Below are 20,550 nucleotides of genomic sequence, written 5' to 3'. Positions count from 1 at the left end.
TTTATCATTTACTTTTTTACTGTCAAGTCATTTTTTCAAACTGTGGCATTGAACCAGCAATGCAGGCGCTGATCAGCCGAGCTATAGACTTTTTTGACTTCCAGGGTTTCCGCCATGGGGTCGGGGAATGAAGTTTTCTCGTTCCCGCCCGGATACTTCTGATAGACTTCGCTAAAGGTAGTTTCACCCAGGGTTACGCCCAAGAGGGTAAAACCGCTGACCAGGAAGATCACCAAAGTTATCAGGGTTAGGCATCTGGGAAAACTTCTTATCGGTCTCCTGTTCCGCGCTTAGGGCGGTTATCAAGCGGTTAGGGGTTAATTAAAGGAAATTATCCGGATTCCGGGCCGCGGCCGGAGAATTTCCCCCGCAACATCCACCACCACAGCCACTTGGTCGATGAGGGCCGTATCACTGGTGCCTACTGGAATAGGCTCTGCTATCAGGGCTTTTTCGGGTACGGCGACGGCCTGGGCATCACCTGCCAGGCCGTGGTCGCGGAAGAGCTGCCGGGTTCGGGCGGCTAATTCGCCGCTGCGGCTGAGGGGCGCGTCATACCAAACCTTTACCGGCCCGACCCGGTGCTCTCGCAGATATTGGGCCAGCAGGTTGAGGGCATGGTCAGTAGTGGCGGAAGGTCGGTAACTTCTGGAAATTTCACCAACATCGCGAATAAAGCCATCATCTGCCGCGACCAGGGGCAGACCCCTTAACCCGCATTCCAGGGTAATCAGCACGTTATGGCCATCCAGTCCCAAAGGCCCGGCCCCCAGGACTGCCAGAGTCGCCAGTTTAGCCCGCCGCCGGGCCGCAGTGGGCGGGTCAAATACCCCCCGGTGCAATAACTGCCGGGCAGTATAGCTCTGCTGGTAGCGGTTCCCCACCAGGTTCAACGCGGCCTGACGGGGATAGCCCCGGGTCAGAAGATAACGGTAATCTCGCGCGGCTTCCTGAAGCTGTGGCGTTTCAAGGTCTTCTAAGATCAAATTAGCCAGACGTGGCCCGCTGACCCCCCAGGTAAAATAATATTCAATACTTAAGGAATCAGACCCCGGCGCTTATAATCCCTCTTTAGCCAGTTCCTCGATCAAGGTCTTCTGTTTTTTGGTAAGGTCATCCGGAACGTCAACAATAATCCGGACATATTCATCTCCCCGGGACTTGCCGTTGGCCTGGGGAAGGCCATATCCCTTAAGACGCATCTTGGTATGGCTTTGGGTGCCAGCTGGAATCTTCAGGCTCATGGTCTTGCCGTCCAGGGTGGGAACGGTGACCTTGGTCCCGATAACGGCATCGGTAAATTTAATATGTTTGTCAATATAGAGATCATTGCCCTCGCGTTTAAAGACGGGGTGTTCGATTTCTTTTATTCTGATATACAAATCACCGGGAGGGCCACCGACCGGACTGGCTCCACCCTTACCGGCTAGCCGCAGTTTTTTCCCGGGGCTGGTCCCGGGAGGCACTTTCACCGAGAGCTTTTCTATCCTGCCATCTCGGTTAAATTGGACTAATTTCTCCGTGCCATAGGCAATTTCATGGAGAGTTAAGGGTAATTCCACCTGCAGGTCCGGCCCCCGGACCGGGCGGGTCTGGTTTTCAAAACCGCCCAGATCGGTATAATCAAAAATTCTGCCCTTGCCTCTCTTGGTAAACGGGCCATAAGCCCGACTCCGGCCCCGGCCTCCGAAGAGTCGACCAAAGATATCGTCGGAGATGCCGAAATCTCTAAAAATATCAGTAAAATCAAATCCCCGAAAGATGTCTTCCTGAGAGAACTTGGCCTTGAAGGCACTGGAACCGTAGGCATCATATTCTTTACGCTTTTCAGGATTACTCAGGACCGCATAGGCCTCGCTGATTTTTTTGAACATCTCTTCGGCATACTTGTCTTCCTTGTTCTTATCGGGATGATACTTGAGGGCCAGACGGCGGTAGGCCTTCTTGATCTCTTCCGGACTGGCGTCCTTGGCGACGCCCAGAATCTGATAATAATCCTGATCAGCCATTGTACTATTGATAAGCTTGACGCCCTGATTACCTCATTTTGCTGAAAAGTTATGGGTAGCTTCAAGTAGCGCTCAATTAAATTATAAAAGGCGGCCAATGGTTTGTCAAGACACCGGTAATAATATAACTTATTATATTTATTATTTTTTTGTATCAAACAATAATATTTTAAGGTGAAAAAATTCACAGCATCGGCTTGATTATTTTTTTTAATTGTGTTATCAATGCCAAGTTGGATAGTATATAAAATCTGCTCCGAAAGAAGCTGTAAGTTAATTTAAATAATTTAAATGGATTGCCGGTTAAGGAGGTAATTTTATGACAGCATTGGCAGGCGGTTTAGGGGCGGTTATTCTGGGGATCATTGGTTTGACCCTATGGTTTGGAGATTTCTTAACCCTGTTGAAGGGCGGCATTCCCTTATTGCTATTGTTAGGAGGGGCTTTAGCGGTCTACTTGGGATTTGAAGAGGCGAAAGACAAGCTATTTAAAAAGTCCGAAACATCTGGCTTCGAAGCTCCCAAAGCTACCGAGGCAGAGGTCGAGAAATATAAGGCGGAAGTCGAAAGTTTAAAGGCGGAAATCGAGGAGCTGAAGAAAAAGGCGGAATAGCTTCCTATCCCTGACTGGAAAGGCCTCCTGCGGCCCTAACCCAGGGGGCCTGGGTCAATCTCCCCACAGATCACCTGTCTTATCTCCCCAACGGCGGTCTGAATCAGCAATGCCCCTTCCGGGGTTACATCCAAGGCCAAGCCAGTGATGGTCCCTGAACCTTGCCGCACGGTCACGGTTTTGCCCAGACTCACTGCGGCTTGACGCCACCGCGCTAAAATGGGGGCAAATTCCCGGGCTTGAAATCGGCCGTAGAGGCGGTCCAGGGCCTCCAACCAGGCGCGCAGGATAGCCAGCCGCGAAAACCTACCCCCGCCTTGGGCCAGGGAAGTAGCAATGGTTGCCAAAGCCGGGGGAAAACTAGAGGTATTGACATTGACCCCCAATCCCAGCACCAGATGGCTCATTTGATCGCTTTCGGTTTCCATTTCCGTCAGGATGCCACCTAATTTTTTCTCCTGCCAAATGAGGTCGTTGGGCCATTTGATACCCACCCTGATCCCGGTGGTCTGTTCCAGGGCTTGCACCACGGCCACCGCGGCGGTAAGGGTGAGTTTGGGCATTTCCACCGGGGGCAGAGCCGGGCGGAGGATAATGGAGACATAGATGCCGCTGCCCGGCGGGGACTCCCAGTTCCGGCCCAGTCGGCCCCGGCCAGCAGTTTGGCTTTCGGCCAAGATTACCGTCCCCTCCGGGTATCCTTGCCGGGCCAGTTGTTTGGCCAGGTCATTGGTCGAACTTAAGTTAAAGAAATGATAAAAAGGGCCTCGCAAAAATTTCGTGTCCAGGTCCCGGGCGATCTCCGCCGGCAGGAGCAAGTCCGGGTGTGCTTCCAGCCGATAGCCGCGCCGGGGGCTACCGACAATCTGGTAGCCGGCTGCCCTAAGACGCTGGAGACGTTTCCAGACTGCGGTGCGGCTCGCCCCCAAGCGGGCAGCCAGGGTTTCCCCGGAAATGTAATCGGAAGACTGCCTCAGGGCTCCCAAAAGCTCTTGCTGGATGGGATCGAAGTCAGGGGTACTTCCCAGTGGTGGACGCTGGTTCATGGCATGGCCTTAGCGAGGGCTCTCTGTAACCGATTTTCTCTGTCTCATGGCGGAAAATTATTCCGATGACGGGGTCTGGGACGGCGGGTGATTGTAGCGCTCTACTATAGCCCTTTTCAGGGAATTGTTATAGACTGCTGCCCCTAGCACCACTCCCATTACCAGGCCAATGATCGCCGCAGTGACAGAGGGGTTAATCAACAGCGCAATACACAATCCGGTGAGTCCATAGGCCAGGGGGATATAAATCTGGGACGGAGCCAGGTGACAGGCTGGCACCAGGGCCAGGATAAGAGCAAGCGCCAAAGCCTTGCACCACCAGCTAGGGTCTCCAGGCTTACGCTGGTGATAACACTGCATGTTACCATTATGGCATTAATGATTCGAGGATGCAACCATTTTGAGGGTGTATCAGGGATGCCTATCATCCATGTCTGGCAAGCCGATAAGCCCATTACAGCCGGGCCGCGACCATGACCAGGAACCACCCTCCCATGCCTAGATTGACCAGCCAGGTCAACCCCCAGAGAGTGGTCTGCCCCTGTGGCTGCCGATACTGTCGGCGTTTGATCATTTCCTGATTGACCACCGCAACAAGAATGATGAGCCATAACCCCTGATGATAAGGCAATCTAACTGCCGGCAACAAGATACACAGGACCAGCCCGATGATAGTCAGAATATTGGCCAGGGTATAAACCAAAGCGCCGCTGATCAGGCCTAAACGGGTCACCAGAGTCAGCCGGCCGGTCTCCAGGTCAGAGGCATAATTCCGAAATCCCTGGGTCAGGTAAACACAGAAACCGGAAAAACTTAAGGGTAGACCATATAGAAACAGTTCACTGGCCCAATGGCCGCTCTGGATATAAAAACCGGCTAATAAGGGCAACAGGCCCAGAGCAAATCCGGCTACCAGCCCGCCTGCCGCCCGAGTGAGCCAAGTCCGGGGAATGGCGACCACAAAATAGCCTCCCAGGAGGACGAGAATCACCAGAGGCATGGTCAATCGGGCGGTATGAAAATAAAATTGCAACAGGCCGCCGATTGCCGCGGCCACCCCAACCGCTGCGCAGGACATTTGTTTGATGGTGGATTTAGAGACCAGCCCGGTCAACCACCAGGGGACATCGGCCGGCAAGCGAGTTACCGAGATGGCCATCGGCGGTTTTAGGGATTCCGGCTCGTAGAACTGTCCGCCCCATAAAGCCGCCATGATCAGGGAGGCCAACCCCAAGCTGGCCCAGCCGGCCACCGCCAACCGCAAAGGATAGCCATTGACCGGGGCCAGCAGCGTCCCCACCCAAAAGGCCATTACACCGGACAATAACAGGGGCAGGTACGACCATCTGAGCCAATTTAGTTGATTGACCTCGGGAGCCACGAATCCTTCTTCAGTTTAATTAATAATTAAACTTTATCCCCCCTACCCCGGGACGTCAAGATAGACCGGTTAGCCCAACCACGGAGAGCCAAAATTTCCCTTTTGCAAGGCAAGCCAGACATTCTGAGTTATAATATACTTGACTTAATATTTATTACTCGGATCATAAAATAAATGAATCGGGATTAGAAAAAACAGCTCTTGGGAGAGGAGGTTGGGAAGGGAACTTGAGGGAAGGGCGGTGGGCCGGCGGTCCCCCGGCCCTCCCCTCAGATCAACCCTTTAAATGCTCGGAGTAATATGTCTAACATGGAAATTCAGGAGAGATTAGAAATCTTGGCCCAGGTGGCGGAGAGATTGGAACGCTGGCGGGATGACCTGGTGGCCGCGGAGGCGGAGGATATTGGCGCACCATATCAGATCGGCCATATCGAATTGGATATAGGCATTGACCACCTGGGCAGCATGGCGGTAGAGGTCCCGCATGTGGCTGGTAAAGCTCCCTATGGGACCGTGGCGGCAATTTTTCCTTATGATGCCCCGGTAGTAATGTTGGCCCGGGTCGGCGGGGCCGCGGTCCTGGGCGGCAATCGGTTCCGATTCAGCTTTTCCTCCCAGACTCCCCGGACTGCCCGGGTTATCGCCGAGGTGGTGCGACCTTTTCCGATCTTTGAGCCAGTAGTGGGCCAGGCCAATCCCCAGTTTGGCCGCCAATGCATTGCTGATCCGCAGGTGAGAGTCTTTTTTATCTCCGGGGGCAGCGAAGTGGGAACCATCTACGAACAGGCCGCGGCTAATTTTGACAAGCTCTTTTTCGCCGGACCCGGCGGCATGCCCGCAGCGGTGCTATTAGCCGATACCTCGATCACGGCCGCAGCCCGTTATCTAGTCCGGCGGGCCTTTATCAACGGCGGCCAGTATTGTACCACGATAAAAAAGGCTTATATCCATTCAGAAATCTATGAGCAGGTTAAATCCGCGGTGTTGACCCAGTTGGCCGAAATCAAGGTGGGGGAGGTACATGATCCCGACGTCTGGATCGGCCCCATCATAGTGGAACGGACCCGCCGCTTGCTGTCTGAGAGCTTGGAGGCTATTCCCCGCCCCCGCTATCTGGTGCCGCCGCGCCTGGAGGGGAAGTGGATCTGGCCCTTGTTGGTGGAAGTTAAGGAGGTGCCGGATCTGGTGATGTTTGGCCCTTTCCTGGCGCTTATCAGGGTTAAGGATGATGCCGAGGCAATAGAGCGGGTGCAACAGACCGAATATCCTTTTGCGGTGTCGATTTTTGGGACACCCACTGCTGAAGCCCGGGAACAGCTGGAGCAGACCTTTGGAATGGTTTATGAAAACCCCAACTTTACCTTTACGCCCTTACGCCTGCCCTTTGGTGGCAAAAAACAGAGTGGCTGGATCTTGGAAAATAAGGACGGCAGCTTACAGCGCCGGGACGGTGCCTTCATTTATAGCGCCGAACTGGTCCAGGGGTAACTAGTTCGCCGATGTTATCCTCTAACTGGCCGAGCAACTATCAAGAAGCGGTGGCCTGTCAAAAAGCTTGCCAGGATAAGGTCAGACTGATCCCCCTCGCCACCCCGCCGCGGCTGGTAGCTGGTGTGGATGTGGCCTACGACAAAGTAGGTCCGGCCCTGTATGGGGCAGTAGTGGTAATGACGCTGCCGGATTTAGAGATAGTCGAAGCGGTGGGTGCTACCGGAGAACAACAGTTTCCTTATATACCTGGTCTCCTCTCCTTCCGGGAAATACCCATCCTGATTTCGGCCCTTAAGAAGGTCCGTCAGCGCCCAGATGTAATCCTGGTCGATGGCCAGGGGGTTGCCCACCCGCGGGGCTTGGGATTGGCCAGCCACCTGGGGGTTCTGTTACGGAGGCCCACCATTGGCTGTGCCAAAAGCCGGTTGATCGGCAAGGCCAATGAACCGGGAATGGAGAAGGGGAGCATCAGCCCCCTGGAATGGGAGGGTCAGGTAATCGGCTTGGTCCTGCGGTCCCGGCGGTCCTGCAAACCTCTTTACCTATCTCCTGGAAATCTGATTACCCTTGAGGAAACCCTACAGGTAGTGCTAAAATGCCTGGATAAATATCGCCTGCCGTTGCCTTTGCGAGAAGCTCATCTGCTTAGCCAGCGCCTGCGGGCCGGGTCCGCTGGTCCTGACTAGCGCCGGATTGACTTTTCCTAGACACCGGCTAACTTCATCTCTTTTGGAGAAGGGAAATTTGCCTTCCGCTCTGCCTCCAGGTGGCAGACGCTGGTTCCCTGGTTAACGCATTTATTTAGAGCGTGATCCCACTCCAGCCACAAGCAGTTCTGACATACACCTCGGATTTTGCCGTTTATGCAGATTATACCCACATCCCTTAAATCAGACATTTGCTAGCAGTCTCCCCTCCCGCTAGCTATCACCTTTCCCAGGTGACTTGCTATAGCGACTTTCAAAATAGATCTTCGACTTATTTGCCTACCCTTAACAAATAATTTATAAAATGTCGAGGAATATTTTAAAAGAATGTACTTGCTTTAAAAATCAACGGCTTAGCCTCAGGGTGAAGTATCTTGGCATCCACTACCTCGCCGATGAACAGATCATGGTCACCGGCCGGATAGGTATGGACCAGTTTCAGATCCAGGTAGGCATAAGCTTCGGGAAGAATGGGCGCCCCGGTAACGGCGGTATCATAAGACAGGCCGGCGAACTTGTCCACCCGGCGTCCACTCTTATAACCGAAGCGTTTACCCAGGTCCACCTGTTCGGTAGTCAAGACATTGAGCGCAAAGATGCCGCTTTTCTTGATCAACTCATGGGAATAGCGGGTAAACGCCACGGATACCATAATCAATAAAGGTTTGAAGGACACTTGGGCCACCCAGGCCGCGGTCATGCCATTGACTTTGTTCCCGTCTCGGCTAGTGAGTACACAAACGCCTTGGGTTATGGCAGAAAATACTACCTCCTGCATAATTTCTCCTCAGCCGTGCTTGGCAACCTTGCTTTGCGCTGTTATCCCCGGCATTAAGTAGTCATGATGCTTGTCATCCTGGCTGGATTCACTCAAAGGCGGATCTTCAACCCACGCTTCACAACTCCAAAATTGACCTACCCCTCGGTTTTGCCGGTAACAGAAACCCTTGAACTTCCAAGACCAGTAACGGCAAGTTTTGCAGATCTTCAATTATCTTTCTCCTTGGGCTGCCGACCTGGGTCACCTCATTCACGATTAACAGTCGGCTCATAATTGTTTTATAAATGCCCTACGCCGCTAGGTCAAGATAAATAATGGGTACCGGCGAAATAATCACTAAGCTGTTGAGATTCGAATAAATTTTAAGGTAAAAACCTCTGCCTTCTGAACAGGGACAGCGGTGATTTAATTTGACATTCCCTAATCAGGAATTTAAACTAGGCAGTCGTTGGGATATATCGGGCCGAGGAGGCTAAGGAAGCTGATTCATGATAGAAATTCGATTTCACGCCTGGGACCGCCAGGGAGTGGAAACCTCGGTCGAATTACTGGCCCTGGCAGCCATGGCCGAGGGCAAGTATGTGCAAGCATTTACAAATCAACCCTTACAGAAGGGAGCCCCGGTTAAGGCCTTTGTTAGAGTTAATGAAGTGCCGATTAGCTTAGCTGCCCAGATCGAGGAACCAGACGTCGCAGTGGTCCTGGATGAAAGTCTGTTAACAGTTCAAGATGTTACCCAAGGCTTGAAAAAGACCGGCATCCTAATTTTAAATACTGCCAAGGCACCTGAGGAAATCCGAGAAATCTACGGCTATCAAGTCACTTTGGGGGTTATCAATGGCAACCAGATTGCCCGGGAAATCCTGGGCACTTCCATGGTCAACACCATCATGCTGGGTGCGGTCATCAAGGTAACCCAGATAGTGCATCTGGAATCAATCGAACCGCCGATGCTGGAACACCTGGGTCGGTCAGCCCCCAAAAATCTTGCTGCCCTCCAGAAGGCCTACAAGGAAACAGTTATCCAGGAAAGAGAAACTTAAGGAGGCTGGACAGATTTTATCGCTTTCAGTCAAGATTGCTAGGGCGGTTTCGAAATCACTAAAATTATTAAGAACATATGTTCATTTTGGGTGGTACTGAATAAATTAAAAATCCAATTATTCTAAGCGAAATCTGATCTTCCTGATAAGATTTTATTTGACACTCTGGTTTAAGAATATTAAGCTTTATAATGGCTTTCGAACAATTGTATGCCATCCCAGTTGAGGAGGCCAATATATGTTAGAAATTCGATTCCACGGCCGGGGCGGACAAGGAGCAGTAACCTCGGTGGAGCTTTTGGCTCTGGCCGCCATTGAGGAAGGCAAGTTTGCCCAAGGTTTCCCCAGCTTCGGGCCGGAACGCCGAGGTGCTCCGGTATTGGCTTTCCTCCGCATTAACGACCGTCATATCCGTCTGCGTTGCAAGATTGCCCAACCGGATGTGGTGACTATTCTTGACCCTGGCTTGATACGCATTCAGAAACCGACCGCAGACTTGAAAGACAATGGCATAGTGGTGTTAAATACCCACAAGTCGATAGACCAAGTCCGGCAGGAATATGGCTTTAAGCATACCTTGGCGATAGTGGATGCCAATCATATTGCCCGAGAGGTGTTGGGAGTGCTGATTGTCAACACTACCATGCTGGGGGCCTTGATCCGGGCTACCGGAGTGGTTAACGTTGACTCCTTAGAGCACCCGCTGCGGGAACGATTCGGTCCCATGGCGGCCAAAAATTTTGCGGCCTTGAAAGCAGCCTACGACAAAACAGTGGTGGAGGAAGCTCGACCATGACCAAACCATTGGAGGACTACACCTGGCAAGAAGTTGAGCTGGGCGGGATCCTAAGGGAGCCGGGAAGTGCCAGGGATTATAAGGTAGGAGATTGGAAATCGCAGCACCCGGTATGGACCAAAAGCCACTGCATCCGTTGCGGGGTCTGCTGGACCGTCTGTCCGGAAGCGGCGATTATCGAGGAAACCGGGGGCTATTTTGATGTTAACCTCGATTATTGCAAAGGTTGCGGCATCTGCGCCCGGGAATGTGTCACCGGTTGTATCAGCATGGTAACGGAGGAAGAATGATGGCTAAGCGAGTGGGCATAGAGGTCTCCCTTGCCGTCAGCCATGCGGTGCAATTGGCCCGGGCCGAGGCCATCGCCGCCTACCCCATCACCCCCCAGACCCACATTGTGGAACATCTTTCCAGTCTGGTTGCCAACGCCGAATTAGAGGCGGAATTTATTAATGTGGAGTCCGAGCATTCCGCTATCAGCGCCTGTATCGGCACCTCCGCGGCCGGAGCCCGGACCTATACGGCCACCAGCTCCCAAGGTCTGGCCCTGATGCACGAAATCCTGTTCATTGCCTCGGCCATGCGCTTTCCCATCGTGATGACCGTGGCCAACCGGGCCCTCTCTGGTCCCCTAAGTATCTGGAACGACCATAGCGATATCATGGGGGCGCGGGATATTGGGTGGATTCAGGTCTTTGTCCAAAATGGCCAGGAGGCCTTTGACCATACCATTATGGCCTTTAAGATTGCTGAACATCGCAGGGTGCTGTTACCGATGATCGTCAATCTGGACGGATTTATCCTCAGCCACGTGGTGGAGGCCTTGGAGTTTACTGATCAGGACACCGTGGATCGCTTTTTGCCCCCTTATCACCCCTGGCATCAACTAGACCCCAAAAAACCGGTGACCATGGGGGCCTTTGGTATGCCCGAGATTTTCGCGGAATTTAAGATGAAGCATCAGGTTACCCTGATGAACTCCTATGACCAGATTATGAAGGTGTGGCAGGAGTGGGGGCAGCTTACCGGGCGGGATTATCATCCGGTAGAGCATTACAAAACCGAAGGCGCCAAGATTCTCCTGTTGACTATGGGTTGCTTGAGTGAAGTGGCCGAAATCGCCGTGGACGAACTGAGGGACGCGGGTGTGCCGGTGGGCCTGTTAAAGTTACGTCTGTGGCGGCCCTTTCCCTTTGCCGCCCTGCGGGAGGCGGTCAATGGCGCCGAACTATTAATCGTTTGCGATCGGGCCCTGTCGGTGGGCGGCCCTGGGGGGCCGGTACTCTCTGAAGTCCGCAGCGTACTTTACCCGCTTTCTCCCCAACCCAAAGTGCTTGGTTATATAATCGGCCTGGGAGGGCGGGATGTCCCGCCCGAGGACTTTAAAGAGATCGTGGCTCAGGCCCAGGCTGAAGCTGAACTGGGACCCCGTCAAGAATTTTATATGTATGGAGTAAGAGGCTGATGGATAAATTTGATGTGGCTAGCAGCCAAAAATACGATGTCTACGCCTCGCGCCTATTGCCCAAGGAGGAGTACTTCACTTCCGGCCATCGCTCCTGCCAAGGGTGTGGTGAAGCCCTGGCCGTGAGGTGGGTCTGCAAGGCCATTGGTAAAAATGCGGTTATTGCTCACGCCACTGGCTGTATGGAGATCGTCTCCTCCGGCTTCCCGCAGACGGCCTGGGTCCAACCCTGGATTCATGTGGCTTTTGAAAATACTGCGGCAGTAGCCTCGGGGTTGGAGGCTGGCTACAAGATTCTGGCCCGCAAGGGGAAACTTGCCGGTCACCCCCCCAAAGTGGTGGCTATGGGCGGTGACGGTGGCACCAGCGATATCGGCCTCCAGGCCCTGTCCGGAGCCATGGAACGGGGCCATGATTTCACCTATATCTGCTGGGATAACGAAGCTTATATGAACACCGGCATCCAACGCTCCAGCTCCACCCCTTATGGGGCCATGACCACCACCTCGCCGCCGGGCAAAAGAAGCATCGGACAACCCACCTGGAAAAAGAATATGGTGGCCATCGCAGTGGCACACGGCATCCCTTATGTGGCGACGGCCTGCCCCAGCTATCTGTTCGACCTCTATTTCAAAGTCAAACGCGCCGTGGAAACCCCGGGTCCGGCCTATATCCATATCCTGTCGGTCTGTCCCACTGGCTGGCGTTCGGCTACTGACCTGACCGTGCGACTGGGCCGCCTGGCAGTGGAAACCGGCGTCTTCCCGCTTTATGAGGTAGTAGATGGCCGTTATCGCCTGACCATTGAAATACCCAAACTGCGGCCCGTGAAAGATTATCTCAGGCTGCAGGGCCGGTTCCGGCATCTCCGGGAACCGGAGATCGAATTTATTCAACGCCAGGTGCTGGCGCACTATGATCTGTTATTGAAAAAATGCGCAGCACCCTATCCGGAATTTCCTCCCCTATCTCATGCTGAGGAAGGTGCATGATGGACGTAGAACGACTGGAATCAATTCTATCTCGATATGAGGGTTATCCCCAGGATCTGATCCCGATCCTGCAGGAAATCCAGGACCAGTATCACTATCTCCCCAAAGACGAACTGAAAGAGGTGGCGCAGCGGATCAACGTCCCCTTAACCAGAGTTTACTCGGTAGCCACCTTTTATAAGATGTTCAGTCTGACTCCCAAGGGACGCCACCAGTTGCGGGTATGCCTGGGCACTACCTGTCATCTCAAGGGCGGGCAACGCCTGTTAGAATCGATGACCAGTCACCTGGGAATCGAGCCGGGCTATACCACTCCGGACATGCAATTCTCTCTGGAGACGGTGGGCTGTTTGGGTTCCTGTGCCCAGGCCCCGGTGATGATGGTGGATGATAAATACTATGCTAGAATGACCATTGATAAGGTTCCTAAGATATTGAAACTCTATAAAGAATAACACTGAGAATACGTCATGCCTAAGATTGAATCGGTTGATCATCTGACAGAATATCGGCGCCAGGTTAGGGCCCGACGGGACCCTAAGCAGCAGCAGGTTTTGGTTTGCAGCGGCCCCGGCTGTCTCCCGATGGGAAGCACCGAGGTGGCCCAGGCTTTCCAGGAGCAGCTGCAAGAAAAGGGCCTGCAAGGTAAAGTCGTTCTGAAAAGCACCGGTTGTCACGGCTTATGTGCGCACGGCGTGCGGGTGCTGCTGCGGCCCCAGGAGATCGCCTACCAGAAAGTAACCCTCGAAGATGTCCCGGAAATCGTCGAGACCAGTCTGGTCGGGGGGGGAGTGGTTGAGCGTCTGGTCTATCATGACCCGGTCAGCGGGCAACCTGCCGTTCATAAGTCTGAAGTCCCCTTTTATCAGGGGCAAAAGCCGCTGGTGTTAAGGAAACTGGATGAGATCGACCCGGAAAGTCTGGACGATTATTTAGCCTTAGGCGGCTACCGTACCCTGAGGAAGGTGCTGTTCAAGATGACCCCAGAAGAAGTCATTGAGGCCGTGGAACGTTCCGGCTTGCGGGGCCGGGGCGGGGCCGGTTTTCTCACCGGACGCAAATGGCGCCTGTGCCGCCAGGTTCCTGGTGAACTGAAATTCGTCATTTGTAACGGCGATGAAGGCGACCCGGGGGCCTTTATGGACCGGGCGGTGATGGAAGGCGACCCCCACGCTGTTCTGGAGGGTATGATCGTCGGGGCTTTTGCGATCGGCGCTCGCCAAGGTTACATCTATGTGCGGCATGAATATCCCCTGGCCGTCAAACGCCTTTCCCAGGCGGTTGAGCAGGCCCGGGAATTCGGCCTCCTAGGTACCAACATTTTGAGATCCGGATTTGACTTTGATATCAAGATCAGTCAAGGCTCCGGGGCCTTTGTCTGCGGCGAAGAAACGGCCCTGATCGCCTCCATTGAAGGCAATATCGGGGAGCCTATGCCCCGACCTCCCTATCCGGCCCAGCAAGGGCTGTTTGACCTGCCCACGGTGATCAATAATGTCGAAACCTGGGCCAATGTCCCGGAGATCATCAATATGGGGCCGGAGTGGTTTGCCTCCCTGGGGACAGAAAAGAGCAAGGGCACCAAAGTGTTCTCCCTGGTGGGGGCGGTGAATCATACCGGCCTGGTGGAGGTGCCCATGGGTACCACCCTCCGACAGATCATCTTTGAACTGGGCGGCGGCATCCCGGGAGGCCGGGAGTTCAAAGCGGTGCAGACCGGCGGCCCCTCCGGCGGCTGTATCCCCAAGCAGTTCCTGGACCTGCCGGTCGATTATGACAGCCTCCAGGAAGTCGGCTCGATCATGGGCTCCGGCGGCATGATCGTCATGGATACCACCAGCTGCATGGTGGACGTAGCCCGCTATTTCATTTCGTTTCTGTTTGAAGAATCCTGCGGCAAGTGTACTCCCTGCCGGGAAGGCCTGCGGCAGTTATTGAGTATCTTAAACGACATCACTTCCGGCCAGGGCAAGGAGGAGCATCTTGCCCTGATGGAGGAAATCTGCACCACCATGGCCAACGCCTCCCTCTGCGGGTTGGGGCAGAGCGCCGCCAATCCGGTGCTTACTACCTTAAAATATTTCCGGGAGGAATACGAAGCTCATATCCGGGACAAAAAATGTCCGGCCCTGGTGTGCCGGCCCCTGCTGACCTATACCATTGACCCGGAGGCTTGCACCGCCTGTCTGGCCTGTGTCCGGGAATGCCCGGTGGGGGCGATCAGCGGCCCCAAGAAGGAAGCGCAACATATTGATCAGGACCTCTGCATCAAATGCGGCCGCTGTCATGATGTCTGCCAATTTGACGCGGATACCAAGTTGCGATCAAAGAGCTAAAATGCCCCCTCACCCTCGCCCTCTCCCCCGCCAGCGGGGGAGAGGGGATAAAGGATAAAATTACTCATTTGAAAGCTAATCGGTATAAGCTACAAGTCAGTTTCGAGTTCTAGTTTTAGGTAAAAACAGGGCTTAATATGTCATATAACTAACCAGTTAGTAGCGATGTGGATAAAATGGAGTCCGTCATGGAGGAAGTAGGTCTTCTGATCAACGGCATCTACCTCAAGGTGCCCCAGGGGTATACCCTGCTACAGGCTGCTCAACACCTCGGCGTCGATATCCCCACCCTCTGTTACCATCCCGAACTACCTTCGGAAGGCAATTGCCGGTTGTGTGTGGTAGAGATCGGCGAACATCCCCATACCCGCCTGGTCAACTCCTGTACCTATCCGGCCGAGTCCGGTCTGCAGGTGCAGACCCACTCCGAAAAGGTCCTGCAAGCCCGGCGTATGACACTGGAGCTGCTGTTGGCTCGAGCTCCCAAGGCCAAGATTATTCAGGATATGGCTGCCGAGATGGGAATCCATGAGTCCCGGTTTCCCAGCGAAGACCCGAATGAACTTTGCATCCTCTGTGGCCTGTGCGTCCGCACCTGCCGGGAGGTCGTCGGCGTCAGCGCCATCAGTATGGCTTACCGCACCCCTGGCAAGTTGGTGACCACCCCCTTTCTGGAGCCTTCCGACGCCTGCATCGGCTGCGGTTCCTGTGCCTTCATCTGTCCTACAGAGGTCATCCCTTATATTGAACAAGACGGCAAGCGCATCATCTGGGGACGGGAATTCGAGATGGTCCGCTGTAATGTCTGCGGCAACTATATCGCCCCCCTGGCCCAACTGGAATACTGGGCCAAACTTACCGGGGAACCGGTGGAACACTACTTCGTCTGCCGCGACTGCCGTTAAAAATACATTCAAAGCCTAATATTATCCGGCGGTTCGCTTTATTGCGTCCTCTAATACCAACTTGCGATCAAAGAGCTAAAATGCCCCCTCACCCTCCTCCTCTCCCCCGCCGGCGGGGGAGAGGGGATAAAGGACAAAATTACTCATTTAAAAGCTAATCGGTATAAGTTTATACTTTATCTTAATAACTTTATCAGGGCGGGTAAAACACACCAATATAATATTTAGGTTTTTGTTATTAACTGAATAGTGGCTAATGAGGCTAGCCTTTCTTAAAAATAAACTACCGCAAATCCTAAAAAATTTTCCTGAGGTCAGTCTGGTTTATCTATTCGGTTCGCAGGCTGAGGGTCGTTCCGGGCCGCAGAGTGACTATGATCTGGGAATTTTGTGTGACCGAGGTCAAGATCCCCCCCCACGGCATGGCCGTCTGCACCAGGCCCTAACCAGTCTCCTCAAACCTGCTAAGGTGGACGTGGTCTGGTTAGGTCAAGCCCCTATTGAATTGGCTTACGCCATTATCTGGCAGGGTAAAGTCCTTTATCAGCGCGATCTGGCGATCCGGGTGGAATATGAGGCTCAAATTATGAGTCGTTATGCCGATTATCTCCCAGTCTTGCGGGCCTGGCGGCAGGAAATTTTAGCAGGAGGGCAACGTGCCAGTCGAATTCAGTGGTATCGAGAGGCGCTTGGACGAACTGAGCGAACGCTTGGCCAGATTAGAGCCGCTCAGAGCCAAGAAACGGGCCGAGTTTGACCAGGACCCGTACCTGCGCGATATTGTGGAGCGAAATCTGGAAGTAGCGGTGCAATGTTGCCTGGATATTAGCCACCGCATCATATCGCTGACTCAGGCCCCTAAGCCCACGGATTATTATGAGGCCTTATTAAAAATGGGGGAACTGGGGGTTATACCATTAGATTTTGCCCGGAACTTAGCCCCGCTAGCCGGATTCCGCAACATCCTGATTCATGAATATATTCGATTGGATTGGGATGAAGTCTATAGTAATTTACAACAGATCGATGATTTAGCCAGATTTGCCGATTTTGTCAGAGAATGGCTACGAAAACAAAGTAATATCTGAATTATTAACTGGCCGATTTTTTTACCAGATATAATCCCCGGCCCAGTGGCGCACCGGCTGGCCGTCGAGAACATGGAAGGTTTGGATTTTCTTTAAGGTCACCGGCGAGAAGCTGCCGAGCGGCAGATAGACCAGCTTTTTGCCGTAGCGATTGGCCCAGCTCAGCCAGCGACGGCGGGGCGGCTGGGCGGCAATATAGGCTACGTGCTTTTCCAGGCTGTAATCCAGGGCGGCCAGCACCAGACGCTCGGGTTTGCTGCGGGCTATCCCAAAGAAGGCATCTTGCCAGACTTCGTACAGCCGCCAGGGCGGGTAAGAGAGCATGAAGCCGCCATATTTGCAACGCGAAATGCCTGGGCCGACTAAATGTTCCCCGGCCGGAGTAGCATAAAAGGCCATGTCTGATTCCTGCGCGTGTTCCCCCAGCCAGGTGACCCGCCAGGGATATTTTTCCTCTGCGCCGCGGTCAGGGTCAAAGATGGTCACCACTGCCCCGACCTTACCGGGCACCCGCCGCTCTTCCATCACATAAATCACCTGTTCATGCCAGTTGCGGATGGTCTCCCGCACTGCAATGCCGTCCAACAACGACGCGGTAAAAGGCTCCACCCGGCGGTTCTGCTCGGAAAGCGTGTGCATGGCTTTTTTGCGGGCGAAATCGCCGAAGTCTTCTATCACCAGATCTTCCGGGGGATAGGAACAGATGCCGGTGCCGCGCCAAGCTTCCCGCCACTGGCCGGGTCGGGCTTCTCGGGGGCGGGCCCGCACTGGCATTGGCACCAGACGTCGCCGGGTCTGGCGAAAACGCCGCTGAAAGCGGATGCGCTTCTGATTGAGGAAGAGATCTTCGCCGGTGAGACGTAAAACCGGCAGTCCAGGGTCTTGGCTCTGCCAGGGATAAGTAGCTCCCAAGTCCCAGACTTCGTAAGCAAAATCGTCGTCGGCCACCCCCCGGGCGGCCACTACCAGTTGATAAAAGTTGGGGGTCAGATGCCCCTGAATGAGGGCATAATTGCGGGCAAACTGGTGCAGGATAGCCTGCTGTGTCAGGGAAATGCCGTCGCCCTGATTTTTCTGGTAACGGACTGCGGCCTCGGCAATGAGTTGCTGATGGAGTTGCAGGCGATCCAGGGTTGGGGGCGGAATTTCAATCCGGGCCTGCTCGTAGACTGCGGCTAGATAAGGAATTTCTGACAATATCTCGCGGCTGGAGTCCTCGGCCAGGTGGGCCACCATCACCCCGGCTCGCTTGCGCTTTTCCAGGGGATGGGCCTGGGGCCGGGTCAATTGCTCCATTAGCCCAGGGTAATGGGCCAGTCCAAAGACGACCAGCAGTCGTTCATAACGCTTCTGCAACTCTCCCAGGTGATAGGCCATAGCCTGTTCTCGGAGCACATCGGGCCATTTGGGGGTCAGCCCCTGGCAACTTTGGCGGTAGGCGTCGGCATAGGCTCTAAGGCCGATCTGGTTCAATGCATAAGGGTCTGGCAGGGGTTCCCGGAGGCGTGGATAACCTTCCACCTCGCGATCAATAAAATGGACCGGCAAGCTATGTTCCTGCCCCAGGCGAATGGCTTCGATGAGCGGGTCAGTGGGCTCGATGGGGAAATAGACCAAGCGGCCGTCGCTTTCTTCATAATAAACTACCGAGAGCAAGGGCAGACGTTGCACCGCCTGCCGGACCGCGGTCTGGACCGTGGGGGGCAGCTCCACCGCCACCGCCTGGGGCTGATACTGGTCAAAGGCCTGGCGCACCAGCAGGGCGCATTCCAGGCGGCCGTGCAAGACCGGAACCAGGGCCAGATGCTGAAAGGGAATAAAGGCCGGGGCGGAGTGATTGACCTCAGTGGGGGACATAATCCAGGGCTTCCTCCCCTAGAATCTGGACGATAGCCTGTATCAGACAAGTACGAAAAATCTCTTGACCGGAGATCTGGGTTAGCCGCCCTTGAGCCGGAGTGGTTTGGGAACGGGACAATTTAAAGGCATAGCGGGCAATGTTGATACCATCCCGGACCGTAAAGCGTTCCCGGGCCTGGTGCGCCTGCTGTAGGAAGTTGACCACATAATCCAGGATAAAGTTAGGGGCGAAAGGCAGATTCTGCGTTAGAATACGCTGTTCTTCGTCGGCGCTGGGGAAATCCACCACGATCTGGGGCATAAGCCGGGAGTGGATGTATTCCGGCACCTCAAAGGTAGAAGCATCATCGTTCATAGTCACACAGATGCGAAAATCGGGATGGGCCTTGATCTTGATCCCGGCGGCAATCGATTCTACATAACGGCGGTTATCCAGCAGCGGGGCCAGGGAAGCCCAGCTCTTTTCGCTCATCCGGTTGGCCTCATCGATCACCGCCACCCCGCCCCGCAGCATGGCGGTCACCAGGGAACTGGCCATGTATTGGATTTTATTGGAACCGGCGATCACCGGAGTGACCAGCAAGTCCTCGGGCCGGGTGTCCATGGTGGCCTGAAACAGGTAAACTTCGCGGCCTAGTTTTTTACCCGCGGCATAGGCCAGGGTGGTTTTGCCGACTCCGGGTTTGCCCAGCAGCCGGGGGTTCAGCGGCAGATCCCGTTCATCCACCATCAGCCAGGCGGCCAACACCTGGGCCAGCAACTCTTCCTGCCCCACCCAGGCCAGGTCCAGTTCATCGGGATGGGCCAGATGCAGGGTGACTCCTTCAATTTTTACAGTTTCCATCGGTCTAAATAATACACCGCCTAACAGATTTTATTATCCATAGATTATTAATTTTCGTAGGTGCGTCCCGGCGGGTCACCCCTATAGAGATTGTTATTTTTGGATATTCGTATGCTTGTCTTCGGAAATCATATTATCCTCAGTCACCATTTTGAAAGTGATCGTAATAGTTCTAAATCGAGTATAAAGCCAATTTCCTGAAACGAGAATTACCCAATTCATTAACGAAAAGATTATAACAAAAACTGCAGCAAAAATAAGAGACAACAACAAGCGTTGAATTCGAGTGACGTATCTATAACCCGGGAGATTCTGTAAAACCTTTCAACAATGGGCACGTCCCTGCCGCCTGCTAAAGCGTAAGGTTAGGCTAAGGGCATTAATAAGCGGAATCCACATTCTGTTCTCAAAAAATTCAAATAGCCTTCAGGTCCACCCCAATGAGCAAAACGGTTAAAATCTAATCGCTTGTACCAACCTCGAGGGTTCCATCTGGGGTTGTAACCAAGATCTTCGAGAAACTCGAACCAGCCGCGAAAACCGATCTCGGTAGTGAAGAAAAATATAAATGGAAAAAGCCTTTGTCTCGGAGTCCTTGGCCACAATATCCTGGAGGCATTATAACACCTAAGAGGGGCCTTTGCTTTGACAATGCCAATTTGGTGAATGCCACCGTCATGAATGCCAATTTGAGGTATGATTAATATAAGGTCCCCAAGTCGAGTCTCGCCAAAAGCAGGCTCTGCGTGGGGGGGTACCCCCCAACAATTGAAAGAGCCATTTGGAAAAGCAGAATGAAGCGTTGAATCGTTTTCGAAGTAGTGGCGTTCGGGAGCATCTTTGGGCAGTTTGTCGAGGATTTCACGAATATTTCTCTGCCTTGTGACCGTATAGTCGATGTCGACATTACCAGGATGGCCAACATGCATGATGAATACTTGCATCTTCCCTCCTTGATTGAAAATTGAGGTGCCTAAGAAAAAAATTATGTGGAAAGGTGTTAATTTTCATGTTATCTACGGATTATTAATGGATCATGATCCTATGGATTAATCGCCAGAACCCCCGCCCCGTTAATCTTACCGGCCTTGAGCAGTTGCAGGGCCTGGTTGGCTTCCTCCAGCCGGAATAGTTGGGTCTCGGTTTGAATCGGTATCTTAGCTGCCAGTTCCAGAAATTCCTGGCCATCCTGC

At 53.5% G+C, this 20,550-nt stretch carries 24 protein-coding genes; 13 read left to right on the top strand and 11 right to left on the bottom strand.

The annotated features are described in order from the left end of the window. Positions 1-35 precede the first annotated feature (35 nt). From JRG72_08595 to JRG72_08585, 3 genes are all read right to left on the bottom strand, one after another. Positions 36-233: a hypothetical protein gene (locus tag JRG72_08595; protein ID MBW2135274.1), complete on the bottom strand. Its 198-nt coding sequence runs from the start codon at positions 231-233 to the stop codon at positions 36-38. Positions 234-317: 84 nt separating this feature from the next. After that, the gene (locus JRG72_08590; GenBank protein MBW2135273.1) at positions 318-986 is read right to left on the bottom strand and encodes a DUF434 domain-containing protein; all 669 of its coding nucleotides are present in this window, start codon (positions 984-986) and stop codon (positions 318-320) included. Positions 987-1,058: 72 nt separating this feature from the next. After that, entirely contained in the window at positions 1,059-2,009 is a 951-nt protein-coding gene (locus JRG72_08585; protein ID MBW2135272.1) for a DnaJ domain-containing protein, read from the bottom strand. A gap of 319 nt (positions 2,010-2,328) precedes the next feature. Between JRG72_08585 and JRG72_08580 the strand changes: the two genes are divergently transcribed. Then, entirely contained in the window at positions 2,329-2,622 is a 294-nt protein-coding gene (locus JRG72_08580; protein ID MBW2135271.1) for a hypothetical protein, read from the top strand. Positions 2,623-2,657: 35 nt separating this feature from the next. On the opposite strand, the gene JRG72_08575 is transcribed toward JRG72_08580, so the two are convergent. The 3 genes from JRG72_08575 to JRG72_08565 form a co-directional block, all read right to left on the bottom strand. Beyond that, positions 2,658-3,668: a biotin--[acetyl-CoA-carboxylase] ligase gene (locus JRG72_08575; GenBank protein MBW2135270.1), complete on the bottom strand. Its 1,011-nt coding sequence runs from the start codon at positions 3,666-3,668 to the stop codon at positions 2,658-2,660. 57 nt (positions 3,669-3,725) lie between these two features. Beyond that, entirely contained in the window at positions 3,726-4,028 is a 303-nt protein-coding gene (locus JRG72_08570; protein ID MBW2135269.1) for a hypothetical protein, read from the bottom strand. Positions 4,029-4,122: 94 nt separating this feature from the next. After that, positions 4,123-4,980: a hypothetical protein gene (locus JRG72_08565; GenBank protein ID MBW2135268.1), complete on the bottom strand. Its 858-nt coding sequence runs from the start codon at positions 4,978-4,980 to the stop codon at positions 4,123-4,125. A gap of 369 nt (positions 4,981-5,349) precedes the next feature. Here JRG72_08565 and JRG72_08560 point away from each other — a divergent pair, with 369 nt between their 5' ends. Then, the gene (locus JRG72_08560; GenBank protein MBW2135267.1) at positions 5,350-6,537 is read left to right on the top strand and encodes an aldehyde dehydrogenase family protein; all 1,188 of its coding nucleotides are present in this window, start codon (positions 5,350-5,352) and stop codon (positions 6,535-6,537) included. A gap of 11 nt (positions 6,538-6,548) precedes the next feature. Continuing rightward, positions 6,549-7,226, top strand: a complete 678-nt coding sequence (locus tag JRG72_08555) for an endonuclease V (GenBank protein ID MBW2135266.1) — start codon at positions 6,549-6,551, stop codon at positions 7,224-7,226. Between the two features lie 340 nt (positions 7,227-7,566). On the opposite strand, the gene JRG72_08550 is transcribed toward JRG72_08555, so the two are convergent. Then, positions 7,567-8,025 carry a flavin reductase gene (locus JRG72_08550; protein ID MBW2135265.1) on the bottom strand — a complete coding sequence of 153 codons (459 nt, stop codon included), beginning with the start codon at positions 8,023-8,025 and terminating at the stop codon, positions 7,567-7,569. 491 nt (positions 8,026-8,516) lie between these two features. On the opposite strand from JRG72_08550, the gene JRG72_08545 reads away from it, so the two are divergent. From JRG72_08545 to JRG72_08500, 10 genes are all read left to right on the top strand, one after another. Next, positions 8,517-9,071, top strand: a complete 555-nt coding sequence (locus JRG72_08545) for a 2-oxoacid:acceptor oxidoreductase family protein (GenBank protein ID MBW2135264.1) — start codon at positions 8,517-8,519, stop codon at positions 9,069-9,071. A 238-nt stretch (positions 9,072-9,309) separates the two neighbouring features. After that, a complete protein-coding gene (locus tag JRG72_08540) occupies positions 9,310-9,867 on the top strand; it encodes a 2-oxoacid:acceptor oxidoreductase family protein (protein MBW2135263.1) in 558 nt (185 codons plus the stop codon). After that, on the top strand, positions 9,864-10,157 hold the full coding sequence (locus JRG72_08535; protein ID MBW2135262.1) for a 4Fe-4S binding protein: 294 nt from the start codon (positions 9,864-9,866) through the stop codon (positions 10,155-10,157). The genes JRG72_08540 and JRG72_08535 overlap by 4 nt, the downstream gene beginning before the upstream one ends. Next, a complete protein-coding gene (gene porA, locus JRG72_08530; GenBank protein ID MBW2135261.1) occupies positions 10,157-11,332 on the top strand; it encodes a pyruvate ferredoxin oxidoreductase in 1,176 nt (391 codons plus the stop codon). The genes JRG72_08535 and porA overlap by 1 nt, the downstream gene beginning before the upstream one ends. Continuing rightward, a complete protein-coding gene (locus JRG72_08525) occupies positions 11,332-12,324 on the top strand; it encodes a pyruvate ferredoxin oxidoreductase (protein MBW2135260.1) in 993 nt (330 codons plus the stop codon). Before porA ends, JRG72_08525 begins: the two co-directional genes overlap by 1 nt. Then, positions 12,324-12,779 carry an NADH-quinone oxidoreductase subunit NuoE gene (gene nuoE / locus JRG72_08520; GenBank protein ID MBW2135259.1) on the top strand — a complete coding sequence of 152 codons (456 nt, stop codon included), beginning with the start codon at positions 12,324-12,326 and terminating at the stop codon, positions 12,777-12,779. The genes JRG72_08525 and nuoE overlap by 1 nt, the downstream gene beginning before the upstream one ends. Positions 12,780-12,794: 15 nt before the next feature. After that, positions 12,795-14,660: a 4Fe-4S binding protein gene (locus JRG72_08515; protein ID MBW2135258.1), complete on the top strand. Its 1,866-nt coding sequence runs from the start codon at positions 12,795-12,797 to the stop codon at positions 14,658-14,660. Between the two features lie 188 nt (positions 14,661-14,848). Beyond that, entirely contained in the window at positions 14,849-15,565 is a 717-nt protein-coding gene (locus JRG72_08510) for a (2Fe-2S)-binding protein (protein ID MBW2135257.1), read from the top strand. A 292-nt stretch (positions 15,566-15,857) separates the two neighbouring features. After that, positions 15,858-16,322: a nucleotidyltransferase domain-containing protein gene (locus JRG72_08505; GenBank protein ID MBW2135256.1), complete on the top strand. Its 465-nt coding sequence runs from the start codon at positions 15,858-15,860 to the stop codon at positions 16,320-16,322. After that, positions 16,222-16,653, top strand: coding sequence for a DUF86 domain-containing protein (locus JRG72_08500; GenBank protein MBW2135255.1), 432 nt, complete (start codon positions 16,222-16,224; stop codon positions 16,651-16,653). The genes JRG72_08505 and JRG72_08500 overlap by 101 nt, the downstream gene beginning before the upstream one ends. Before the next feature lie 21 nt (positions 16,654-16,674). On the opposite strand, the gene JRG72_08495 is transcribed toward JRG72_08500, so the two are convergent. The 4 genes from JRG72_08495 to JRG72_08480 form a co-directional block, all read right to left on the bottom strand. After that, positions 16,675-18,510 carry a hypothetical protein gene (locus JRG72_08495; GenBank protein MBW2135254.1) on the bottom strand — a complete coding sequence of 612 codons (1,836 nt, stop codon included), beginning with the start codon at positions 18,508-18,510 and terminating at the stop codon, positions 16,675-16,677. After that, the gene (locus JRG72_08490) at positions 18,497-19,357 is read right to left on the bottom strand and encodes a MoxR family ATPase (protein ID MBW2135253.1); all 861 of its coding nucleotides are present in this window, start codon (positions 19,355-19,357) and stop codon (positions 18,497-18,499) included. Before JRG72_08490 ends, JRG72_08495 begins: the two co-directional genes overlap by 14 nt. Before the next feature lie 365 nt (positions 19,358-19,722). Beyond that, positions 19,723-20,301 (bottom strand): hypothetical protein, encoded by a 579-nt coding sequence (locus tag JRG72_08485; protein MBW2135252.1) that lies wholly within the window; start codon positions 20,299-20,301, stop codon positions 19,723-19,725. Positions 20,302-20,399: 98 nt separating this feature from the next. After that, on the bottom strand, positions 20,400-20,550 hold a 151-nt coding region (locus JRG72_08480), incomplete at its 5' end, for an alcohol dehydrogenase (protein MBW2135251.1).

The organism is Deltaproteobacteria bacterium (assembly GCA_019309545.1).
In the GTDB taxonomy this organism is placed as follows: Bacteria; Desulfobacterota; Desulfobaccia; order Desulfobaccales; family Desulfobaccaceae; genus Desulfobacca_B.
Note: the sequence above shows the minus strand (reverse complement) of the source record. Positions and strands in the feature narration are given on the sequence as shown.

Bases quoted from the DNA above. Each gene is read 5' to 3' on its own strand.
- JRG72_08585 (MBW2135272.1), bottom strand. From the start codon at position 2,009: ATGGCTGATCAGGATTATTATCAGATTCTGGGCGTCGCCAAGGACGCC.
- JRG72_08580 (MBW2135271.1), top strand. From the start codon at position 2,329: ATGACAGCATTGGCAGGCGGTTTAGGGGCGGTTATTCTGGGGATCATT.
- JRG72_08575 (MBW2135270.1), bottom strand. From the start codon at position 3,668: ATGAACCAGCGTCCACCACTGGGAAGTACCCCTGACTTCGATCCCATC.
- JRG72_08570 (MBW2135269.1), bottom strand. From the start codon at position 4,028: ATGCAGTGTTATCACCAGCGTAAGCCTGGAGACCCTAGCTGGTGGTGC.
- JRG72_08565 (MBW2135268.1), bottom strand. From the start codon at position 4,980: ATGGCCTTTTGGGTGGGGACGCTGCTGGCCCCGGTCAATGGCTATCCT.
- JRG72_08560 (MBW2135267.1), top strand. From the start codon at position 5,350: ATGTCTAACATGGAAATTCAGGAGAGATTAGAAATCTTGGCCCAGGTG.
- JRG72_08555 (MBW2135266.1), top strand. From the start codon at position 6,549: ATGTTATCCTCTAACTGGCCGAGCAACTATCAAGAAGCGGTGGCCTGT.
- JRG72_08550 (MBW2135265.1), bottom strand. From the start codon at position 8,025: ATGCAGGAGGTAGTATTTTCTGCCATAACCCAAGGCGTTTGTGTACTC.
- JRG72_08545 (MBW2135264.1), top strand. From the start codon at position 8,517: ATGATAGAAATTCGATTTCACGCCTGGGACCGCCAGGGAGTGGAAACC.
- JRG72_08540 (MBW2135263.1), top strand. From the start codon at position 9,310: ATGTTAGAAATTCGATTCCACGGCCGGGGCGGACAAGGAGCAGTAACC.
- JRG72_08535 (MBW2135262.1), top strand. From the start codon at position 9,864: ATGACCAAACCATTGGAGGACTACACCTGGCAAGAAGTTGAGCTGGGC.
- porA (MBW2135261.1), top strand. From the start codon at position 10,157: ATGGCTAAGCGAGTGGGCATAGAGGTCTCCCTTGCCGTCAGCCATGCG.
- JRG72_08525 (MBW2135260.1), top strand. From the start codon at position 11,332: ATGGATAAATTTGATGTGGCTAGCAGCCAAAAATACGATGTCTACGCC.
- nuoE (MBW2135259.1), top strand. From the start codon at position 12,324: ATGGACGTAGAACGACTGGAATCAATTCTATCTCGATATGAGGGTTAT.
- JRG72_08515 (MBW2135258.1), top strand. From the start codon at position 12,795: ATGCCTAAGATTGAATCGGTTGATCATCTGACAGAATATCGGCGCCAG.
- JRG72_08510 (MBW2135257.1), top strand. From the start codon at position 14,849: ATGGAGGAAGTAGGTCTTCTGATCAACGGCATCTACCTCAAGGTGCCC.
- JRG72_08495 (MBW2135254.1), bottom strand. From the start codon at position 18,510: ATGTCCCCCACTGAGGTCAATCACTCCGCCCCGGCCTTTATTCCCTTT.
- JRG72_08490 (MBW2135253.1), bottom strand. From the start codon at position 19,357: ATGGAAACTGTAAAAATTGAAGGAGTCACCCTGCATCTGGCCCATCCC.
- JRG72_08485 (MBW2135252.1), bottom strand. From the start codon at position 20,301: ATGCAAGTATTCATCATGCATGTTGGCCATCCTGGTAATGTCGACATC.